Origin of the sequence: Streptomyces sp. NPDC001480, assembly GCF_042894725.1 — a bacterium.
In the GTDB taxonomy this organism is placed as follows: Bacteria; Actinomycetota; Actinomycetes; order Streptomycetales; family Streptomycetaceae; genus Streptomyces.
The window spans coordinates 377,903-396,887 of sequence record NZ_JBIAVX010000001.1 but is presented as its reverse complement, the minus strand read 5'-3'; the positions used below and the strand labels follow the sequence as shown (position 1 = coordinate 396,887).

The following is an 18,985-nucleotide window of genomic DNA, read 5'->3' as shown; positions in this document are numbered from 1 at the left end:
CCCGAGTGCTCGATCGCCTCTGTGGCCATGTTCTTCCCCTCGCGGCGGAAGTACCAGTCCTGTGCGGCTGCCCCGCGCGGCACCGGCCGGGAGCAGCCGCGTTCCGCGTGTCGACCCCCAGGCGCCGGGTACTAGGAGAACCCGGCCGGAGGCCGGGGCCGAAGGGGACCGCGCGGGGCACGGCGGGGCGTGGAGATGGGAGTGGCCATGACGCAGAACGGGGAGGACGTGACACTTGCCCGGCGACGGGCGGAACTCCACCTGGCGGCGGAGGGCTCCGGGCCGCCCCCGGTGCCCACGGAGTCCGTACCCCCCGTGCCCACGGAGCCCGTACCGCACCCGCAGGCACGCGAACTCCCCCAGGACCGCAGCCAGGCGATCCTGGAGGCGGCCAAACGGGTGGGCGCGGTCCTCAAACGGAAGGGACACACCTTCGCGCTGGCCGGCAGCGTGGCCGTGTACGCGCACGGCGGCAGCCGGCACCTCCAGCACGACGCCGACTTCTGCATCCTCCCTCAGGACGCCGAGGCGGTCGCCGCGACCCTGCGCGAGGCCGGGCTCGGCGTCCGGGTGCCGCCCGAGGACTGGCTGCTGAAGGCGACCTGCTTCGAGCAGGACGTCGACATCATCTTCGAACTGGCGCAGCAGCCGGTCAGCCCCGACCTGCTCCAGCGGGCGCAGTACCTCCCGGTCGACTCCGTGCACATGCCGGTACTGGCGCCTACCGACCTCATGCGCAGCCTCATCAGCGCCTTCTCCGAGCACCACTGCGACTTCGGGTCGGTACTGCCCGTCGCCCGGGCGCTGCGCGAGAAGGTCGACTGGGAGGAGGTGCGCAAGAGCTGCGGGGACGAGCCGATGCCCGCGGCCTTCCTCTTCCTCCTCGAACGACTGCACGTCATCGAACCGCGTAAGGAGCAGCCATGACCGACCAGGGCGCCGTCCACGCGCCTGGCCCGGAGACGGTCGAGCACCTGGACTACCGCGTCGCCCACCTCGCCGACCGGCTGGCCGCGGGACCCCTCGGCGAGCTGGGGGTCCGTGCCGAGATCCGGGGCGAGGCGGTCCTGCTGACCGGCACCGTGCCGTCCGCGCAGTGCCGCGACGACATCCTCCGCCTGGCGCGCGAGGCGCTGGCGGGCCACCCGGTCCACTCGGACATCTGCGTCGCGGGGACCTCCTCGCCCGGCGAGGCGGAGGAGCTCGCATGATCCGCGTCGCGGCCGTGGGGGACATCCACATGGGGCTCGAGAGCCAGGGCGTGCTCCGGCCCTCGTTCGAAACGCTGCACGACTGCGCCGACGTGCTGCTGCTGGCCGGGGACCTCACCCGGCACGGCACACCCGACGAGGCGCAGGTGGTCGCCCGGGAGATCAAGGATCTCGGCGTACCTGTGGTCGCGGTGCTGGGCAACCACGACCACCACGACGACCGGCCCGAGGAGGTCACCGCCATCCTGCGGGGCGCGGGCGCGCACGTGCTCGAAGGACAGTCGGCCGTCGTGACCGGCGCGGACGGATCCCGGATCGGCGTGGCCGGCACCAAGGGGTTCGGCGGCGGGTTCGTCGGGCGCTGCGCCGGGGAGTTCGGCGAGCCGATCATGAAGGAGTTCGTCCGGTACTCACGGCGGTGCGCGGACGCCCTGTGCGCGGCCCTGCGGGAGCTGGACGAGTCCGGGTGCGACGCGCGGATCGCGCTGACCCACTTCTCGCCCGTGCCGGACACCCTCGCCGGGGAGCCGCTGGAGATCTATCCCTTCCTCGGCAGCTATCTGCTGGCCGAGGCGATCGACACCGGCGGTGCCGATCTCGCGGTGCACGGGCACGCGCACGCCGGTACGGAACACGGGATGACCGGGGGTGGCGTCAAGGTCCGCAATGTGGCCCAGCCGGTCATCGGGCGCGCCTTCCACGTCTACCACCTGCGGGAACGGGAGCCGGTGGCGGTGTCGGCGGGGGACGGGTCGGCGTCGGGCTGAGGCGGGGTGTGGTGGGGTCTGGCGGGGTGTGGCCGACGACACGTCAACGGCGGGGGTCGGCGGGGCTACCGTTTTACGTAGTCACCTTTTGTCCCCCTTCCCCGGCAACTCGGACGGCCCCTGAGTGCTCTCAGACCTCTCCCCGCTCATCGCGGCTACCGCCCACTGGCTGACCCGCGCCTACCCGCCCAGCGGCGGGGCGCTCGCCTCCGCCCTGTGCGAGGTGCAGGCGCGGCAGGCCGTCACGGTCGCCGCCTGGCTGCGGTACCCCACCGCCATGGACGCCGCCCTGGTCGGCATGGCCGGTCCCGGAGGCTCCGGCGCGCTGGACTGGATCACCGGAGTGACCGTCTCCGAGGACGACGAGCCGGAGACGTGGGCGTGGCGCACGTGGGTCGACGAGGTCGTCGCCAGCTGGGCGGCCGGCCTGCTCACCGACCCGGAACTGGCCGCCGAGGCGGTGGCCGCGCTCGCGGACGGCGAGCACACGGTGGGCACGCCGGTCGAGTTCCGGCGCCTGACCGGCCCCGACGAGGCCGACCGCCGCGCCGCGGCCCTGCTGCGCCACCCCGACCTCCTCGCCCCGGTCGCTGAGCTCCACCGCGCCCAGCTCCTGGACCGACTCGGCCCGGGCCGGGCGCTGGCCGCCTGAGGGGCGGAAGCCCGGCGGGGCCGGCGAGCGCCCGTAGGCTGTGCCGGCCCTGGCCCCCGGCCGGGAGAAGCGCCCGCCGGAACGCCCACCACGTGTTTCCCGCCCCCGCCGCCCCTACCCATTCCCCTCCCCAGGGGCTCCGCCCCCCGACCCCACCGGGGGCTGCGCCCCCGAAGCCCTGCGGGACTGCGCTCCTGCGCCCTGCCGGGGGTTGGGCCCCGGACCCCTGTGGGGCTGCGCCCCCGAACCCCCTGTGGGGTTGCGCTCCTGCACACCGCCCAGGGCCTGCACGCTCGCGTCCTTGCGGGGCTCCCCCCGCGCATCCCGGCAGGGCTGCGCCTCTCGGCTGAGGCTGTGCGACCGGACCCCCTGCGCGGCTGCGCCCCTGTGCCCTGCCCAGAGCCTGCGCGCTCGCGTCCTTGCGGGGCTGCGCCTCCTGGGGCCGTTGCGGGCTTTGCCCCTGCGCCCGGCTGGGGGCTGTGCCCCGGGCCCCTTGCCGGGCTGCGCCCCTGCATCCCGCCGGGGTTGCACCCCCGAACCCTTGCGGGGCTGTGGCCCCTGGGCCCCTTGTGGGGGGGGCTCCGCGCCTGCGCCCCGTACCCTTGCGGGCTCCCTGGTCCTGTGTGCTCTGCCGGGGCTGTGCCCCTGCGGCCCGTCGGCATGCCCGGACACTTGCGGGGCTGTGCCACCTTGGCCCCGCGGGATCGCTGCTTTCGGGCCCCGCCGGGGCTGCCCGGGCGCGCTGCGGGGTTACGCCTCTGGCTTTGCCTGGGCTGCGTTCCCGGGCCCTTGTGGGCCCCGCCCTGTGCTCGGGGCTGTGTCCCTGGGCCCCTGCAAGGACTCGCCCGGTTGTCGAGAGCCCGCGAGGGTGTCTGGGGCCTGTGCGCCCCGTCAGGGGGTGCCGGCCGGGCTTCGTCGCGTTGGTCCGGCTGTCGGGGTGGGGCCTCAGGCCGCTGTTTCCAGGGCCGCCTGGTCCGTGATGTCCCCCTCGCGGGTCGGGAGGGGGAGGGGGGTCGGGGTGCGGCGGGAGCGGAGGAGGAGGGCGGTCGTGATGGGGGCGGCGATGAGGAGGCCGCCGGCGATGAGGGCGCCTCGGGCGCCGGCGTGCTCCATGAGGAGGCCGAGGGCCGGCGGTCCGCCGAGGCTCCACACCGTGCCGATGCTGCTCCAGACACCGAGGACGCGGCCGCGCAGGCGGGCCGGCGGGTCGGTCTGGAGGACCGCCGTGCCCGCGGTGTCGGAGACGGACTCGACCACGGCCATCGGGAGGACCAGCACCAGCAGGACGGCCAGCGACGGGGACAGCCCCGCGGCCACCTGGAGCAGCGCGCCGGCGGCGGCCAGCGTGCCCACCAGCCGCACCGAGGGCCGGCGCATGCGGGCACCGAGGACCGCGCCGAGGATGCCACCGACCGCGAGGACGGTCGACACCGTGCCGAACGCGCCCGCACCGCCCGCGAGCGGCCCGGTGACGAGCACGGCCAGCGTCAGCTGGTAGTTGCGGCCGAAGACGGAGCTGAGCCCGGTGACGGCGGCGAGCGCGACCAGACGGGGGCGGCGCGCGAAGAACAGCAGGCCCTCGCGCACCGTCATGGCGGGAGTGGAGGGGGTGGAAGAGGGGGTGTTCGGGGGTGTCTGGGGCGCCGCTGTCCGCGTCGGGCGCAGGAACGGGACCACCGAGGCCACGAAGAGGAACGACAGGCCGTTGGCCGCGTAGGCGGCGGCCGTGCCGAGGAAGCCGACCGTCAGGCCCGCCAGGCCGGTGCCGACGAGCCGCCCCGAGCTGTGCACGAGCGCGCCCACGCCGATCGCGGAGGGCAGGTCCTCCGCCGGTACCAGGTCGTTGCCCAGCAGGGCGCACGCCGGCCCGTCGACGGTCGCGATGATTCCGGTCACGGCGGCCAGCACCAGCAGGGCGGTCATGTCGAGCCGGTCCAGCGCCACCAGGAGGGCCGTAGTGAAGGCGACCGCGCCGAGGAGGGCCTGGCTCGCCGCGACCGTCAGCTTCCGCGGCCAGCGGTCGACGGCCGCGCCGCCCAGCAGGCTCATGAACAGCGCGGGAGCGGCCTGTACGGACATCGACAGACCGGTGGCCGCGGCGGAGCCGGTGATCTGGAGCACCAGCAGGTTCTGCACCGTCAGCTGCATCCACGTACCGGCGTTGGACACGAAGTTCGCGGCCGACCACCAGCGCATGCTCCGGTGCCGCAGCGACCGCCACGGGGAGCGCGAGGGCTTCCGGGGCGGCACGGGCACGGTTTCGGGCGCGGGGGAGGGCAGGGCGGGGGCGATAGACACAGTGAGGCTCGGCAAACGTCAGTCAGAGGGGACCGGCGGAAACCAAGGAAGCCGGCTGTACTGCACGGCCGCTCCACCGAGTCGGTCACGGCGTCGACCATGGTGACAGACCGGACGGCCGAGCCGACGGCACCGCCCACCCGCAGGGGGCCGAGTGAAGCCTCAATTGCCGGGCGTGACGCGGGGTTTGGTCCGGCCAGTGGGTTTGCTCACAGGTGTCTCGCGGTGTCGGTTTCAACAGGTGAAGCCGACTGCGTACGGGGGCGGGGGCGGGGGCGCGGGCAGGGGAAGGGCCCGCCGCTCACGGCGACGGGCCCGCCTGCGCCCCGGCCTGGAAGCCCGGCCGGGCGTCAGTCCGTCTTGCCGCGGCCGGACAGCGCGTCCCGCAGCCGGTCGACCAGCCCGGCGCCCGGCGCCAGCATCTTGTTGGCCGGCGGCTTGTCCGGGGCGGCCGGGTGGGGCCGGGTCGGTGCCGTCTTCTTCGCCTGCCGGACCTTGTCGCCGAGCTCGTTCAGCGCGTCCGCGGGGCACGCCGCGCGCAGCCGGGGGAAGAGGTTCTGTTCCTCGTCGTCGACGTGCATGCGGATCTCGCTCATCAGCGAGGTCATCAGCCGGTCGAAGTCGGGGTGATCGGCCTCACAGCTCTCCAGGTCCTTCATGATCTGCTCGGCCTTGGCGTGGTCCTCGAGCTCCTTGTCGGCCAGGGGGCCGCCGCCGTCCACGTGCTCCCGCACGGCCGGGTACAGATAGGCCTCCTCGGCCACCGAGTGCCTTACCAGCTCCATCGTGGCCTGGTCGGCGTAGAGCTTGCGCTTCTTGTCACCGGACGGCAGCGCCTCGATCTTGCCGAAGAGGTCTTCGACCTCCCGGTGATCGGTCACCAGTTCGTCGATGACGTTCCCACCGTGTCCCATGTCCTTACCTCCAGCCTGAGCACGACGGCTCCGGTCGGATCCGCCACGGACCCCGAGTGCCCGGCGACGGTCGACTCACACGAATCGCGCGTACCGGCGGGTTCTCGCACACTAGGCATAAACGTGTGAAAACTACTGAGACGGGCACTCCGTGTCAGTGCCGTCGGGACCACGGCGGCGACAGGAGCGGCACGGTCGCTCCGACCACGACTGCCGACTGTCCCCACGACCGGCTCTTTCACTTCCCCCACAGTTTCTTTTCCCGCTTCTCCCCCCGCGCCGGGCGGGTCGCGCCCGGCCGCCGGGCTCCCGTGCGCCCATGCGCGCCCTCCCGGGACCCGTGACGCGGACGAAGGGCCTTCCATGACTGATGCGACGACGCGCGCCCCCTGGGGGCGGGCCGTGGTGACCGGCGGTGCCGGTTTCCTCGGCAGCCACCTGTGCGAGCACCTGCTGAATGCGGGTGTCGAAGTCGACTGCGCCGACAACCTGCTGTCCGGATCGCGCGAGAACATCGCCCACCTCGACGGCCGCCGGGGTTTCCGGTTCGTCGAGTGCGACGTCTGCGCGCCCGACGCGCAGCGCCGGCTGGCGGGACCGTACGACCTGGTCCTGCACTTCGCCTGCTGTGCCTCGCCCGCCGACTATCTCCGGCTGCCGCTCCAGACGCTGGACGCCGGCAGCCTCGGCACCCGCAACATGCTGGCCCTCGCCGAGCGCGACGGCGCACGGTTCCTGCTCGCCTCCACCTCCGAGGTGTACGGCGATCCGCTTGTGCACCCGCAACGCGAGGACTACTGGGGCAACGTCAACCCGGTCGGCCCGCGCAGCGTGTACGACGAGTCCAAGCGGTTCGCGGAGGCGCTGGTCACCGCCCATGTGCGGGCCAAGGACGCCGACGCCGGCATCGTCCGCCTGTTCAACACCTACGGCCCCCGGATGCGCGCCCACGACGGCCGAGCCGTGCCCACCTTCGTCTGCCAGGCCCTGGCCGGCGAGCCGCTGACCGTCGCGGGCGACGGCAGCCAGACCCGCTCCCTGTGCTACGTGGACGACACCGTCGAGGGCGTCCTGCTGGTCGCGGCGAGCCGCTCGGTGCGCCCCGTCAACGTCGGCGGCACCGACGAGGTCCCGGTCCGGGACATCGCCCGCCGCATCGTGGAGCTGACGGGCTCCTCCTCCCGCATCGAGTTCGTCGACCGCCCCGTCGACGACCCGCAGCGCCGCCGCCCCGACACCACCCTGGCGCGTGAACTCCTGGGCTGGGCGCCCCGCGTGCCCTGGGAGGAGGGCATCAAGCAGACCATCGCCCACTTCGCCGCGGACCGGCCGGCCCGCGAACCGGCCCGGCAGCCGTAGCGAAGCCGCCGGAAGCCGCCCGCAGCCGCGGGAAGCCGCCCATCACGCCGCCACGGAGGCAGTATGCGCGTCCTGGGAATCAACGCCCTCTTCCACGACCCCGCCGCGGCCCTGGTCGTGGACGGCCGGATCGTGGCAGCCGCCGAGGAGGAGCGCTTCAGCCGGCGCAAGCACGGCAAGCGGCCACTCCCCTTCTCCGCCTGGGAGCTGCCCGAACTGTCCGCCCGATGGTGCCTGGACCAGGCCGGGCTGACACCGTCCGACCTGGACGCGGTCGCCTACTCCTACGATCCCGAACTCGCCCGGCCTGCCGAGCGGATGGGCCTCGACGACCCCTGGGACCACCTGCGCCAGGAATACGCCCGCCGGGCACCGGAGTTCCTCGCCGAGGCGCTGCCCGGACTGGACCCGGAGAAGGTCCGGTTCGTCGCCCACCACGTCGCCCACGCAGCCTCGGCCGGGCAGGCCTCCCCGTATCCGGACTGCGCCGTGCTGGTGCTGGATGGCCGCGGCGAATGCGGTTCCCACCTCGCCGGACACTACGTCAACCGCGAACTGACCGTGCTGGGCTCGCAGTCGCTGCCCGACTCCATGGGCCTGTTCTACGAGGACCTCACCCAGCACCTGGGATTCCTGCGCAGCAGCGACGAGTTCAAGGTGATGGCCCTCGCCTCCTACGGCACACCCCGCCACCTCGACCGGCTGCGCGAGTACGTGCACCTCGACGACCGGGGCGGCTTCCGGGCCCGGCCCGTGCCCTGGGCGTCGCTGGTCCCGCCCCGCCCGGCCGGCGGCCCCTGGTCGCAGGACCACGCGGATCTGGCGGCGAGCGCCCAGGCCTGTCTGGAGGAGGTCCTGCTCGGCCTCGTGCGGTCGCTGCACGAACGTACCGGCGGCGAGGACGTGCTGACGCTGGCCGGCGGTGTGGCGCTCAACTGCGTGGCCAACACGCGGCTGCACCGCGACGGCCCCTTCGAGCGGATCTGGGTGCAGCCCGCCGCCGGCGACGCGGGCACCGCGCTGGGCGCCGCCCTGCACATCGCCCACCAGAAGGAGACGGTGGAGGCCATGCCGACCGCCGCCCTGGGGCGCGGCTGGGGCGACGACGAACTGCGCGCCTGGCTGGAGCGGGCGGCCGTCCCCTACGAGGAGCCCGCCGACATCGCCGAGACGGTCGCCGAGGAGCTCGCCCGGGACGGCGTCGTGGCATGGTTCCAGGGGCGCAGCGAGTACGGTCCCCGCGCCCTCGGCCACCGCTCGCTGCTCGCCCACCCCGGACGCGCCGAGAACCTGGAACGCCTCAACGCCGTCAAGGGACGCGAGGAGTTCCGGCCCGTCGCCCCGATGGTGGCGGCCGAGCGGGCCGCCGAGCTGTTCGACGGCCCGCTGCCCAGCCCGTACATGCTGTTCGTGCACGACGTCGCGGAAGAGTGGCGCGCGCGGATCCCGGCCGTCGTCCACGTGGACGGCACGGCCCGCATCCAGACCGTGGACCGCGCTGACGAGCCGCTGGTGGCCCGGATGATCGACGGGTTCGAACGGCGGACCGGGCTGCCCGTGGTGGTCAACACCAGCCTCAACACCGCGGGCCGGCCGATGGTCGACGACCCGCGCGACGCCCTGGAGTGCTTCGGTTCCGCGCCCGTGGACCTGCTCGCGCTCGGCCCGTACGCGATCCGGCGGAAGAAGGTGTTCGCATGACGGATGCCCGCACGGCGGGTGCCCCCGCCTACTCCGTGGTCATCCCGACCATCGGGCGTGACTGCCTCGCCGACTGCCTGCGCGCGCTCGCCGCCGCCACCGCCTTCTACCAGCCCGAGGACGTCGTCATCGTCGACGACCGCACCGTCCCGGCCGAGCCGCTGCCCCTACGGGCGGCCGGGGTCCTCCTCGACCGCGTGCGGGTGATCGGCAGCGGGGGCCGCGGCCCGGCCGCCGCCCGCAACGCCGGGTGGCGCACGGTCGGTTCACCCTGGACCGTCTTCCTCGACGACGACGTCCAGGTGCTGCCCGACTGGTCCGACCGCCTCGCCGAGGACCTCACCGAGGCCTCCGCCACCACCGGCGGCATCCAGGGCCGGCTCACCGTTCCGCTGCCCGCCGACCGCCGGCCCACCGACTTCGAACGCGGCACCGCCGGGCTGGAGCAGGCGGCCTGGGCCACCGCCGACATGGCCTACCGGACGGCGGCGCTGGCCGGCGTCCAGGGCTTCGACGAGCGGTTCCGCCGCGCCTTCCGGGAGGACGCCGACCTGGCCCTGCGGATCCTCGAAGCCGGCTGGACGCTGCACCGCGGGCGGCGCACCACCCGCCACCCGGTGCGCGACTGCGACCGGTGGGTGTCGCTGCGGGCCCAGCGCGGCAACGCCGACGACGCGCTGATGCACCACCTCCACGGCCGCGACTGGTGGGACCGGGCCCGGGCCCCGCGCGGCCGGCTGCCCCGGCACGCCCTCGTCACCTCCCTCGCGTGCGCCGCGCCCCTGCTCGCCCTGACCGGCCGCCGCCGCGCCGCCGGTGCCGCCGGCGCCCTGTGGGCCCTGGGCACCGCCGAGTTCGCCCTGGCCCGCATCCGGCCCGGGCCCCGCACCGCCTCCGAGATCGCCACCATGGCCGCGACCAGCGTGGCCATCCCCCCGCTCGCCGTCCGGCACTGGCTCACCGGCATGGTCCGCCACCGCGGGGCCGCACCGCTCGGGAGCACGCCGTGAACGCACAGACCGCACACCACGGGGCCGAGGAGCACTCCCCGGACGCCTGGTCCGCGGAGCCGGCCGCCGTGGAGGATCCGGTGCACCCCCGGACACCCAACCGCACCGCCGTGGCCGCGGTCCTCTTCGACCGCGACGGCACGCTCGTCGAGGACGTCCCCTACAACGGCGACCCCGACCGGGTGCGGCTGCTGCCCGGCGCCGCGGAGGCCGTCGCGCTGCTGCGCACGGCCGGCATCCCGACCGGGGTGGTCAGCAACCAGTCCGGCATCGGGCGCGGGCTGCTCACCGACGCCGACGTGCGGCGCGTCAACGACCGGGTCGACGCCCTGCTCGGCGGGCTCGGCACCTTCGTGTACTGCCCGCACCCGCCCGAGGCCGGCTGCCCCTGCCGCAAACCCCGCCCGGGCCTGATCCTCGAGGCCGCCCGGCGCCTGGGCGTGGACCCCGGGCACTGCGTGGTGATCGGCGACATCGAGGCCGACGTCCTGGCCGCCCGAGCCGCGGGCGCCCGGGCCGTACTCGTGCCCAACCCCGCCACCCGCCGCGAGGAGATCGCCGCGGCCCCCGACACCGCCACCGACCTGCTCACGGCCGTACGGGACATCCTCACCGGGGAGCGAGGTGACCGCTCGTGAGGAGCCTGGTCATCCACCCGGACGGCTTCGGCGACGTGCCGCTCGCCGGCTCCGGCGCGCGAGTGGTCGGGGCGCGCTGTTCACGGGGCGGGTCGCGGTGCGGACCGCGTGGTGCCTGCGCGGCCGGCCCGCTGACGGCGCTTCGTGGCGGCCTCGCCCCGCAGGGAGGTGACCGTTCGTGAAGAGCCTGGTCGTGCGCCTGGACAGCTTCGGAGACGTGCTGCTCGCCGGCCCCGCCGTGCGCGCGGTCGCCGCGCACTCCTCGCACGTCACGATGTTGTGCGGCCCACGGGGGGAGCCCGCCGCGCGGCTGCTGCCCGGTGTCGAGGACGTGATCGTCTGGGAGGCGCCCTGGGAGGGCTTCGAGCCGCCCGAGGTGAGCGAGGCGGACGTCGACGGGCTGGTGGGGCGGCTGAAGGCGGCCGCCTTCGACACCGCCCTCGTCCTGACCTCCTTCCACCAGAGCCCGCTGCCCACGGCCCTGCTGCTGCGGCTGGCCGGGGTCGGCCGGATCGGCGCCGACAGCGTCGACCACCCCGGCCGCCTCCTCGACGTACGCCACCGGCGGCTGCCAGGCCGGCACGAGGCCGAGGCCGCGCTCGACACCGCCGCCGCGATGGGCTTCACGCCGCGGCCGGGCGACGACGGCAGGCTGCGCGTCGTACCCCCGCCCGACACGGCCGCCCTGACCGGCGACGGCCCGTACGTCGTCGTCCACCCCGGCGCCAGCGCACCCGCCCGCGCCTGGAGCCCCGGGCGCTGCGCGGAGGCGGTCGCCCTGCTCGCCGACGCCGGACACCGGGTCGTCGTCACCGGCGGCCCGGGGGAGAGGGACCTCACCCGGCGGGTCAGCGGTGACACCGGGGTGGACCTCGGCGGCCGTACCGACTCGCGCACCCTGGCCGGCGTGCTGCGCATGGCCGACGCCGTGGTGTGCGGCAACACCGGACCCGCGCACCTGGCGGCGGCCGTCGGCACGCCCGTGGTGTCCCTGTTCGCGCCGGTGGTCCCGGCCGAGCGGTGGGCGCCGTACGGCGTGCCGTGCGTGCTCCTCGGCGACCAGCGGGCGCCGTGCGCCGACAGCAGGGCCCGGCACTGCCCGGTCCCCGGCCATCCGTGTCTGACGGAGGTCACGGCCCAGGACGTGGTGAGCGCGGTGCACAAGCTCCGCAAGGAGAGGACCAGGGAGAGCACATGAACATCCTTGTCTGGCATGTGCACGGCTCATGGCTGACCTCGTTCGTACAGGGGCCGTACACCTTCCTCGTGCCGGTGCTCCCCGACCGCGGGCCGGACGGCCTGGGCCGGGCCCGCACCTGGCAGTGGCCCGAGTCGGTGCGGGAGACGACCCCCGAGGAACTGCGCGAGGCCGACATCGACCTGATGGTGCTCCAGCGGCCGCACGAACTGGAGCTGGCCCACCGGTGGACGGGCCGCCGCCCCGGCATCGACGTGCCCGCCGTGTACGTCGAGCACAACGCCCCGCACGGGACGGCCGACGGCAGCCGCCACCCGCTCGCCGACCGCACCGACATCACCCTCGTCCACGTCACCCACTTCAACCGCCTGATGTGGGACAACGGCAGGGCGCCGACCGACGTCGTCGAGCACGGCATCATCGACCCGGGCCACCTGTGGACCGGCGAGGAGCCCCGCGCCGCCGTCGTCGTCAACGAACCGGTGCGGCGCGGCCGTACGACCGGCACGGACCTGCTGCCGACGTTCGCGCGCTGGGCGCCGCTGGACGCCTTCGGCATGCGCACCGAAGGCCTCGCGGACCACCTCGGCATCCCGCCCGGCCGCTGCCGCGGCCGTGACCTGCCCCAGGGAGAACTGCATCCGGCGATGGCCCGGTGCCGCCTCTACGTCCACCCGATCCGCTGGACCTCGCTCGGACTGTCCCTGCTGGAGGCCATGTTCCTCGGCATGCCGGTGGTGGCCCTGGACACCACCGAGGTGCGCGAGGCCGTCCCGGACGGAGCGGGGGTGGTCTCCAACCGGTTCGACGTGCTCGAGGACGCGGTGCGGGGCTTCCTCGCGGATCCCGCCCACGCCCGGCTGACAGGGGAGGCCGCCAGGGCCGCGGCACAGGCCCGCTACGGAGAGCGGCGCTTCCGGGACGACTGGGAGCGACTGATCAAGGAGGTCACCCGATGAGCCACAGCTACCCCTCGGCCGGCCGCGTCGCCATGGTGTCCGAGCACGCCAGCCCACTGGCCGAGCTCGGCGGACCGGACGCGGGCGGCCAGAACGTGTACGTGGCCCAGGTCGCCCGCCAACTGGCCCGCCGCGGCCACGAGGTCGTGGTGTACACGCGCCGGGACGACCCACGGCTGCCGGACCGGGTCACCACGCCCGACGGCGTGCGGGTCGCCCATGTGCCCGCCGGACCGCCGGCCCCCATACCGAAGGACGAACTCCTGCCCTACATGGCGGAGTTCGGTGCCTGGCTGGCCCAGGAGTGGGCCACGGAGCCACCCGACGTCGTGCACGCCCACTTCTGGATGTCCGGGATGGCGGCCCTGACCGGCGTACGCGGGACGGGCATCCCCGTGGTGCAGACCTACCACGCCCTGGGCACCGTGAAGAAGCGCCACCAGGGTGCCGCCGACACCAGTCCGGCCGACCGCATCGCGATCGAGACAGCCGTGGGCCGCGAGGCCGACGCCGTCATCGCCACCTGCCGGGACGAGGTGGCCGAACTCCAGGCCATGGGCCTGTCCTCCCGGACCATCTCCGTCGTGCCCTGCGGGGTCGACCCCGAGCAGTTCGCACCGGTCCCCGGCGCCAGGCGCGAACGGCGCGCGCCGCGGCGGCTGCTGACGGTCGGCCGGCTCGTCCCCCGCAAGGGCTTCGACCGCACCATCCGGGCCCTCGCCGACGTCCCCGACGCCGAACTCGTCATCGCCGGCGGGCCCGAACAGGCCCTGCTCGCCGCCGAACCGGAGGCCGAGCGGCTCTGGACGATCGCCGAGGAACACGGAGTCGCCGACCGCGTGACCCTGCTCGGCGGAGTGAGCCGCGAGGCGATGCCCCGGCTGATGTCCAGCGCCGACCTGGTGCTGTCCCTGCCCCGCTACGAACCGTTCGGCATCGTCCCGGTCGAGGCCATGGCCTGCCGGGCCCCCGTGGTCGCCACCGCCGTCGGCGGGCAGCTCGACACCGTGGTGCACGACCGCACCGGCGTCCTCGTCCCCGCCGACGACTCCGCGGGCGCGGACCGCGACATCGGTGCGACCGTCCGCCGCCTGCTGGACGACCCGGCCCTGCTCGCCCGGTACGGCGCCCAGGGACGGCAGCGCGTCCTCGACCGCTACACCTGGGACCGCGTGGCCGACGGCGTGGCCCGGGTCTACTCCGCAGTCTCCTCCGTCCCCTCGCTCTCGGGAGTCGTCCGATGAAACTCGTCACCGAGGTCACGCACTGCGACGACCTGATGAAGGCACTCGAAGGGTTCCGCGAGGACGCCCCGCTCATCCAGCGCTGGGGCACCGCACTGGCCGGCCGTCTCGGCGGCGGCGCCCGGCTGCTCGTCGCGGGCAACGGCGGCAGCGCCGCCCAGGCCCAGCACCTGACCGCCGAACTGGTCGGCCGCTACCGCGAGGACCGCCCCGCGTTCTCCGCGCTCGCGCTGCACGCCGACACCTCCTCCACCACCGCCATCGCCAACGACTACGGCGTCCAGGAGATCTTCGCCCGGCAGGTCGCCGCGCACGGCCGGGACGGCGACCTGCTGGTGCTGCTGTCCACCAGCGGCGCCAGCGCCAACCTGCTGGTCGCGGCGGACGCGGCGCACCGGCTCGGCATGGCCGTCTGGGCCCTGACCGGCCCCGCGCCCAACCCGCTCCAGGCCGCCGCCGACGAGGCCCTGTGCGTCGAGGCGTCGACCGGCGCCACCGTCCAGGAACTGCACCTGGTGGCCGTGCACATGCTCTGCGAGGCCTTCGACCGGGCCGTGGCGGAGCGGGACCGGGAACAGCGGACCGTCGGCCGGGAACAGCACGCCGTCGGCCGGGAACAGCGGGCCGCGGCCCGGGAGCGGCGACGGCGCTGGACGGCGCCGGGGGAGGACGCCGTATGACCACCCCCGCACCGCTGCTCGTCGTCGGGGACGCCCTGCTCGACCACGACCTGACCGGCCGCGCCGAGCGGCTCGCCCCCGACGCGCCCGTGCCCGTGGTCAGCGGCGTCCGGCGCGCCACCCGCCCGGGCGGCGCCGCCCTCGCCGCCTGCCTCGCCGCCGTTGACGGCCGCGAGGTCACCCTGATCACCGCGCTGGGCGACGACCCCGCCGGCGAAACGCTGCGCGCGCTGCTGGCGGGCCGGGTCCGCCTGGTCCGGCTGCCCATGACCGGCGCCCTGTCCAGCAAGACCCGCGTCCTCGCCGAGGGCCGGCCGCTGCTGCGCCTGGACGACGGCGACGGCCGGGCCCGCGACGCCACCGACGAGGCCCGCCGGACGGTCGCCGAAGCCGGGGCCGTCCTCGTCGCCGACTACGGCCGCGGCACCGCCGACGTCCTGCGGGACACGCTCACCGGCGCCGCGGCGCACGTCCCCGTCGTCTGGGACCCGCACCCGCGCGGCGGCCCGCCCGTGCCCGGCGTCCGCACCGCGACCCCGTCGGCGACCGAGGCCCGCGCCCTCGCGAGCCGCCTCGGCGGCGACGGCGAGCCGCGGCCCGGCGGTGAACTCCGCAGCGCCGCCCGGGACGCCGACACCCTCGTCCACGCCTGGCGGGCCGCCTCCGTCACCGTCACCCTGGGCGGCCGGGGCGCGCTGCTGTCGCACGGCGGGACCCCGCTGATGGTGCCCTCACCGATCACCGCCGAGGGCGATGCCTGCGGGGCCGGGGACCGGTTCGCCGCGACGGCCGCCGGACTCCTGGCGGACGGCGAACTCACCGAGACCGCCGTCCGGGCAGCCGTGCACGCCGCCACCCGGTACGTCGCCGAAGGCGGCGCCCGCTCCCTCGGCACCCTCGACTCCGCGAGCTCCCCGGACTCCCGCGCCGATGCCGCCGGCGAACCCCGCCCGACCGCCGCGGGCGAGCCGGCCGAGCACGCGCTGCGCACCGCCGCCCGGGTCCGCGCCGCGGGCGGCACCGTCGTCGCCGCCGGCGGCTGCTTCGACCTGCTGCACGCCGGACACGTCGCGCTCCTCCAGGCCGCGCGCCGGACCGGTGACTGCCTGATCGTGTGCGTCAACTCCGACGCGTCCGTGCGCCGCCGCAAGGGCGACGGCCGCCCGCTCGTGCCCCAGGCCGACCGGATCAGGGTGCTGCGCGCCCTGGAGTGCGTCGACGCGGTCGCCGTCTTCGACGAGGACACCCCCGAGCGGCTGCTGGGCGAACTGCGCCCGCACATCTGGGCCAAGGGCGGCGACTACGCCCTGGCCGAGCTGCCGGAGGCGTCGCTCGTGGCGAGCTGGGACGGGCAGGTCGTGCTCTTCCCCTACCTCGACGGCCGCTCCACCACCGGCATCGCCGAGCGGGCGGCCCTGGGACCGCGACCGGAGCACCTGGCCCGCACCGGCCCGAACGGACGGAGGTGACGGTGACCGCCCCACCGGAGAAGCGTGAGAAGCTAGGGAAGCCCCGTCTGCTGGTGCTGCGCGCGCTGGGCCTCGGCGACCTCCTCGCCGCCGTACCCGCACTGCGCGGCATCCGCCGGACCTTCCCCGGGCACCACATCGTCCTCGCGCTCCCCGCGGCCCTCACCGAAGCCGCCCACGCCACCGGGACCGTCGACGACGTGCTGCCCGCCGAGGCACCCGGCCGGGGCGTGCCCTCGCTGGAGCACTGGCCGGGACCGCCCCCCGACCTCGCGATCGACCTGCACGGCAACGGCCCCGCCAGCCGCGACGCCCTCGCCGCCCTCGGCCCCCGCCGCCTGCTCGCCTTCGCCCACCCGGACCAGGCCCCCCGCCGCCCCGCCGACTGGCGGCGGGACGAGCACGAACGCGAGCGGTGGTGCCGCTTCCTGCGGGCGTACGGCATCCCCGCACACCCCGCCGACGTACGGCTGCCCCCGCCGGCCACGCCGTCCCCGGCGCCCGGCGCGGTCGTCGTCCACCCCGGTGCGGAGTCCGCCGCCCGCCGCTGGCCCGCCGAGCGCTACGCCGAGGTGGTGCGGCGGCTGCGGTCCGGCGGGCACCGGGTCGTCCTCACCGGCGGTCCGAAGGAGGACGACCTGGTGCTGGACCTGGCCGCCCGCAGCGGCCTGCCCCCACGGGACGTGCTGCGCGGCGGACTGCCCTTCGGCGCCCTGTCGGCGCTCGTCGCCGACGCCGCGCTGGTCGTCAGCGGTGACACCGGCCCCGCCCACCTCGCGGTGGCGCACGGCACGCCGTCCGTCACCCTCTTCGGCCCGGTGCCGCCCCACCTGTGGGGCCCGCCACCGTCCCCGCACCACCGCGTCCTGTGGCATCCCGGCCCGCCCGGCGACCCGCACGGCGCCGCCCCCGACCCGCAGCTGCTGCGGATCACGGCCGACGAGGCGGCCGCCGCGGCGCTGGCGCTGCTGCGGCCCGACCAGTCAAGTGCCGTCGCCTGGAGGGGAGATGAGTCCCGTGTTCCCACGGACCGGCCCTGACGCGCCGCCCGCCCGTGCCACCGCGCCGGACGGCCGGGTCACCGTCGCCGTGATCACCCGGGACCGCCGCGCCAGCGCGCTGCGCACCCTCGACGCCCTGACCGCGCTGTCCGAGCGGCCGCCCGTCATCGTCGTCGACAACGGCAGCGACGATGCCACCCTGCGCGCGATACGCCGCCACCCGGTGGCCGCCCGCGTCCTGAGGCCCGGCCGGAACACCGGCGCCCTCGGCCGCAACCTCGCCGTGGAGTACGCCCGCACCCCCTATGTCGCCTTCAGCGACGACGACTCCTGGTGGGAACCGGGCAGCCTCGGCCGGGCCGCCGACGTGCTCGACGCCCACCCCCGCCTCGGCCTGCTGGCCGCCCGCACTCTGGTCGGCCCCGAGGGCACCGAGGACCCGCTCAACGACGTGCTCGCCGCCTCCCCGCTGCCGGACGAACCCGACCTGCCGGGCCGCCCGGTCCTGGGGTTCCTCGGCTGCGCGTGCGTGGTGCGCCGGGACGCCTTCCTCGCCGCGGGCGGCTACCACCCGGTGCTCTTCTTCGGCGGCGAGGAGACCCTCCTCGCCTACGACCTCACGGCCGGCGGCTGGGGCGTCGCCTACGAGCCCTCCCTGACCGCCCGCCACCACCCCGAGCCCTCCCACCGGGCGGGACGCGGCCCTCTCCAGCTCCGCAACGAGGTCCTCACCCTGTGGCTGCGCCGCCCGGTCCCGGTGGCCCTCAGGGCCAGCGCCCGGCTGACCGCCGCCGCCGTCACCGGCCGGCCCGCCGCCCGCCCGGCCCTGCGCGGGCTCGTCACCCGCCTGCCGGCCGCGCTCGCCCGGCGTCACCGGCTGCCCCCGCACGTCGAACGGGCGGCCCGGCTGCTCGACGAGCGCCCACTCGCGCCGACCCAGGGGAGCGCACCGGCATGAGCGCACACGCCGCCGAGCGGGACGGCCGTACGACCGTGGTGGTGATCACCCACAACCGGCGCGCCGAACTGCTGCGCACCCTGCGGCTGCTGCGGGAACTGCCCGAGCGGCCCCCGGTGATCGTCACCGACAACGCCTCCACCGACGGCACCGCCGACGCGGTCCGCCGCGACTTCCCCGAGGTCCGGCTGCTGACCCCCGGCCGGAACATGGGAGCCGTCGGCCGCAACCTGGCGGTCCGCCGGGTACGCACGCCCTACGTCGCCTTCTGCGACGACGACTCCTGGTGGGAGCCGGGCAGCCTGCGGCGCGCGGCGGACATCCTCGACGAGCGGCCCAGGCTCGCCGCCGTCACGGCCCGCATCGTCGTGGAGCCCGCCGGCACGGAGGACCCCGTCGTACGGGAGCTGCGGGAGTCCCCGCTCACCGGTCCCGACTGGCTGCCGGGGCCGCCGCTGGGGTCCTTCCTCGCGGCGGCCACCGTGCTGCGGGCCGGTGCCTTCCGCGGCGCGGGCGGCTTCCACCCCGGACTCTGGCTCGGCGGGGAGGAGGAACTACTGGCCACCGACCTCCAGCGGCAGGGCTGGTGGCTCAGCTACGCCGAGGACCTGACGGTCCATCACGCGGCGTCCGAACTGCGGGACAGCACCGACCGCCGGATCCTCGGGCTGCGCAACACGCTGTGGTTCACCTGGCTGCGCCGCCCCCTCCTGCCCGCGCTGCGCCGCACGGCCCACCTGATGGCCACCGTCCCCCGGGACGCCGCCTCGGCCCGCGCCTTCGCCCACGCGGCGGCGGGGCTGCCCTGGGTCCTGCGGCAACGCGACCCCGTACCGCCGGAACTCGAACACCGGCTGACGACACTGCAACACGCCCGGCGCGACTCGCCGGCCCGGCGGTACGTGGGGTGAGCGGCCGGGGGCGGC

Annotated in this window: 18 protein-coding genes; 16 read left to right on the top strand and 2 right to left on the bottom strand. The window is 75.6% G+C overall.

The annotated features are described in order from the left end of the window. Window positions 1-207 precede the first annotated feature (207 nt). The 4 genes from ACFY01_RS01855 to ACFY01_RS01840 all read left to right on the top strand — a co-directional run bounded on the left by ACFY01_RS01855 (window position 208) and on the right by ACFY01_RS01840 (window position 2,630). Window positions 208-927: a hypothetical protein gene (locus ACFY01_RS01855; protein ID WP_390733643.1), complete on the top strand. Its 720-nt coding sequence runs from the start codon at window positions 208-210 to the stop codon at window positions 925-927. Further along, window positions 924-1,211 carry a BON domain-containing protein gene (locus ACFY01_RS01850; RefSeq protein WP_390733642.1) on the top strand — a complete coding sequence of 96 codons (288 nt, stop codon included), beginning with the start codon at window positions 924-926 and terminating at the stop codon, window positions 1,209-1,211. The genes ACFY01_RS01855 and ACFY01_RS01850 overlap by 4 nt, the downstream gene beginning before the upstream one ends. Next, on the top strand, window positions 1,208-1,978 hold the full coding sequence (locus tag ACFY01_RS01845) for a metallophosphoesterase (RefSeq protein ID WP_390733641.1): 771 nt from the start codon (window positions 1,208-1,210) through the stop codon (window positions 1,976-1,978). Before ACFY01_RS01850 ends, ACFY01_RS01845 begins: the two co-directional genes overlap by 4 nt. Window positions 1,979-2,102: 124 nt before the next feature. Beyond that, window positions 2,103-2,630 (top strand): hypothetical protein, encoded by a 528-nt coding sequence (locus ACFY01_RS01840; protein WP_390733640.1) that lies wholly within the window; start codon window positions 2,103-2,105, stop codon window positions 2,628-2,630. A gap of 945 nt (window positions 2,631-3,575) precedes the next feature. On the opposite strand, the gene ACFY01_RS01835 is transcribed toward ACFY01_RS01840, so the two are convergent. Both ACFY01_RS01835 and ACFY01_RS01830 read right to left on the bottom strand, forming a co-directional pair. Then, window positions 3,576-4,826: an MFS transporter gene (locus tag ACFY01_RS01835; protein WP_390734022.1), complete on the bottom strand. Its 1,251-nt coding sequence runs from the start codon at window positions 4,824-4,826 to the stop codon at window positions 3,576-3,578. 452 nt (window positions 4,827-5,278) lie between these two features. Then, window positions 5,279-5,842 carry a hemerythrin domain-containing protein gene (locus ACFY01_RS01830; protein WP_390733639.1) on the bottom strand — a complete coding sequence of 188 codons (564 nt, stop codon included), beginning with the start codon at window positions 5,840-5,842 and terminating at the stop codon, window positions 5,279-5,281. Between the two features lie 363 nt (window positions 5,843-6,205). Between ACFY01_RS01830 and ACFY01_RS01825 the strand changes: the two genes are divergently transcribed. The 12 genes from ACFY01_RS01825 to ACFY01_RS01770 all read left to right on the top strand — a co-directional run bounded on the left by ACFY01_RS01825 (window position 6,206) and on the right by ACFY01_RS01770 (window position 18,970). Continuing rightward, the gene (locus ACFY01_RS01825) at window positions 6,206-7,201 is read left to right on the top strand and encodes an NAD-dependent epimerase/dehydratase family protein (protein ID WP_390733638.1); all 996 of its coding nucleotides are present in this window, start codon (window positions 6,206-6,208) and stop codon (window positions 7,199-7,201) included. Between the two features lie 63 nt (window positions 7,202-7,264). After that, window positions 7,265-8,902, top strand: coding sequence for a carbamoyltransferase (locus ACFY01_RS01820; protein WP_390733637.1), 1,638 nt, complete (start codon window positions 7,265-7,267; stop codon window positions 8,900-8,902). Further along, entirely contained in the window at window positions 8,899-9,912 is a 1,014-nt protein-coding gene (locus ACFY01_RS01815) for a glycosyltransferase family 2 protein (protein ID WP_390733636.1), read from the top strand. The genes ACFY01_RS01820 and ACFY01_RS01815 overlap by 4 nt, the downstream gene beginning before the upstream one ends. Then, a complete protein-coding gene (locus tag ACFY01_RS01810; RefSeq protein WP_390733635.1) occupies window positions 9,909-10,550 on the top strand; it encodes a D-glycero-alpha-D-manno-heptose-1,7-bisphosphate 7-phosphatase in 642 nt (213 codons plus the stop codon). Before ACFY01_RS01815 ends, ACFY01_RS01810 begins: the two co-directional genes overlap by 4 nt. Window positions 10,551-10,728: 178 nt before the next feature. Next, complete coding sequence (locus ACFY01_RS01805) at window positions 10,729-11,748, top strand: glycosyltransferase family 9 protein (protein WP_390733634.1); 1,020 nt, start codon at window positions 10,729-10,731, stop codon at window positions 11,746-11,748. After that, a complete protein-coding gene (locus ACFY01_RS01800) occupies window positions 11,745-12,707 on the top strand; it encodes a glycosyltransferase (protein ID WP_390733633.1) in 963 nt (320 codons plus the stop codon). Before ACFY01_RS01805 ends, ACFY01_RS01800 begins: the two co-directional genes overlap by 4 nt. Continuing rightward, complete coding sequence (locus ACFY01_RS01795; protein WP_390733632.1) at window positions 12,704-13,951, top strand: glycosyltransferase; 1,248 nt, start codon at window positions 12,704-12,706, stop codon at window positions 13,949-13,951. Before ACFY01_RS01800 ends, ACFY01_RS01795 begins: the two co-directional genes overlap by 4 nt. Beyond that, on the top strand, window positions 13,948-14,631 hold the full coding sequence (locus tag ACFY01_RS01790; protein ID WP_390733631.1) for an SIS domain-containing protein: 684 nt from the start codon (window positions 13,948-13,950) through the stop codon (window positions 14,629-14,631). The genes ACFY01_RS01795 and ACFY01_RS01790 overlap by 4 nt, the downstream gene beginning before the upstream one ends. Next, window positions 14,628-16,100: a PfkB family carbohydrate kinase gene (locus ACFY01_RS01785; protein ID WP_390733630.1), complete on the top strand. Its 1,473-nt coding sequence runs from the start codon at window positions 14,628-14,630 to the stop codon at window positions 16,098-16,100. The genes ACFY01_RS01790 and ACFY01_RS01785 overlap by 4 nt, the downstream gene beginning before the upstream one ends. Continuing rightward, the gene (locus tag ACFY01_RS01780; RefSeq protein WP_390733629.1) at window positions 16,097-17,140 is read left to right on the top strand and encodes a glycosyltransferase family 9 protein; all 1,044 of its coding nucleotides are present in this window, start codon (window positions 16,097-16,099) and stop codon (window positions 17,138-17,140) included. Before ACFY01_RS01785 ends, ACFY01_RS01780 begins: the two co-directional genes overlap by 4 nt. After that, the gene (locus ACFY01_RS01775; RefSeq protein ID WP_390733628.1) at window positions 17,118-18,059 is read left to right on the top strand and encodes a glycosyltransferase family 2 protein; all 942 of its coding nucleotides are present in this window, start codon (window positions 17,118-17,120) and stop codon (window positions 18,057-18,059) included. The genes ACFY01_RS01780 and ACFY01_RS01775 overlap by 23 nt, the downstream gene beginning before the upstream one ends. Further along, window positions 18,056-18,970, top strand: a complete 915-nt coding sequence (locus tag ACFY01_RS01770) for a glycosyltransferase family 2 protein (RefSeq protein ID WP_390733627.1) — start codon at window positions 18,056-18,058, stop codon at window positions 18,968-18,970. The genes ACFY01_RS01775 and ACFY01_RS01770 overlap by 4 nt, the downstream gene beginning before the upstream one ends. Window positions 18,971-18,985: the final 15 nt, after the last annotated feature.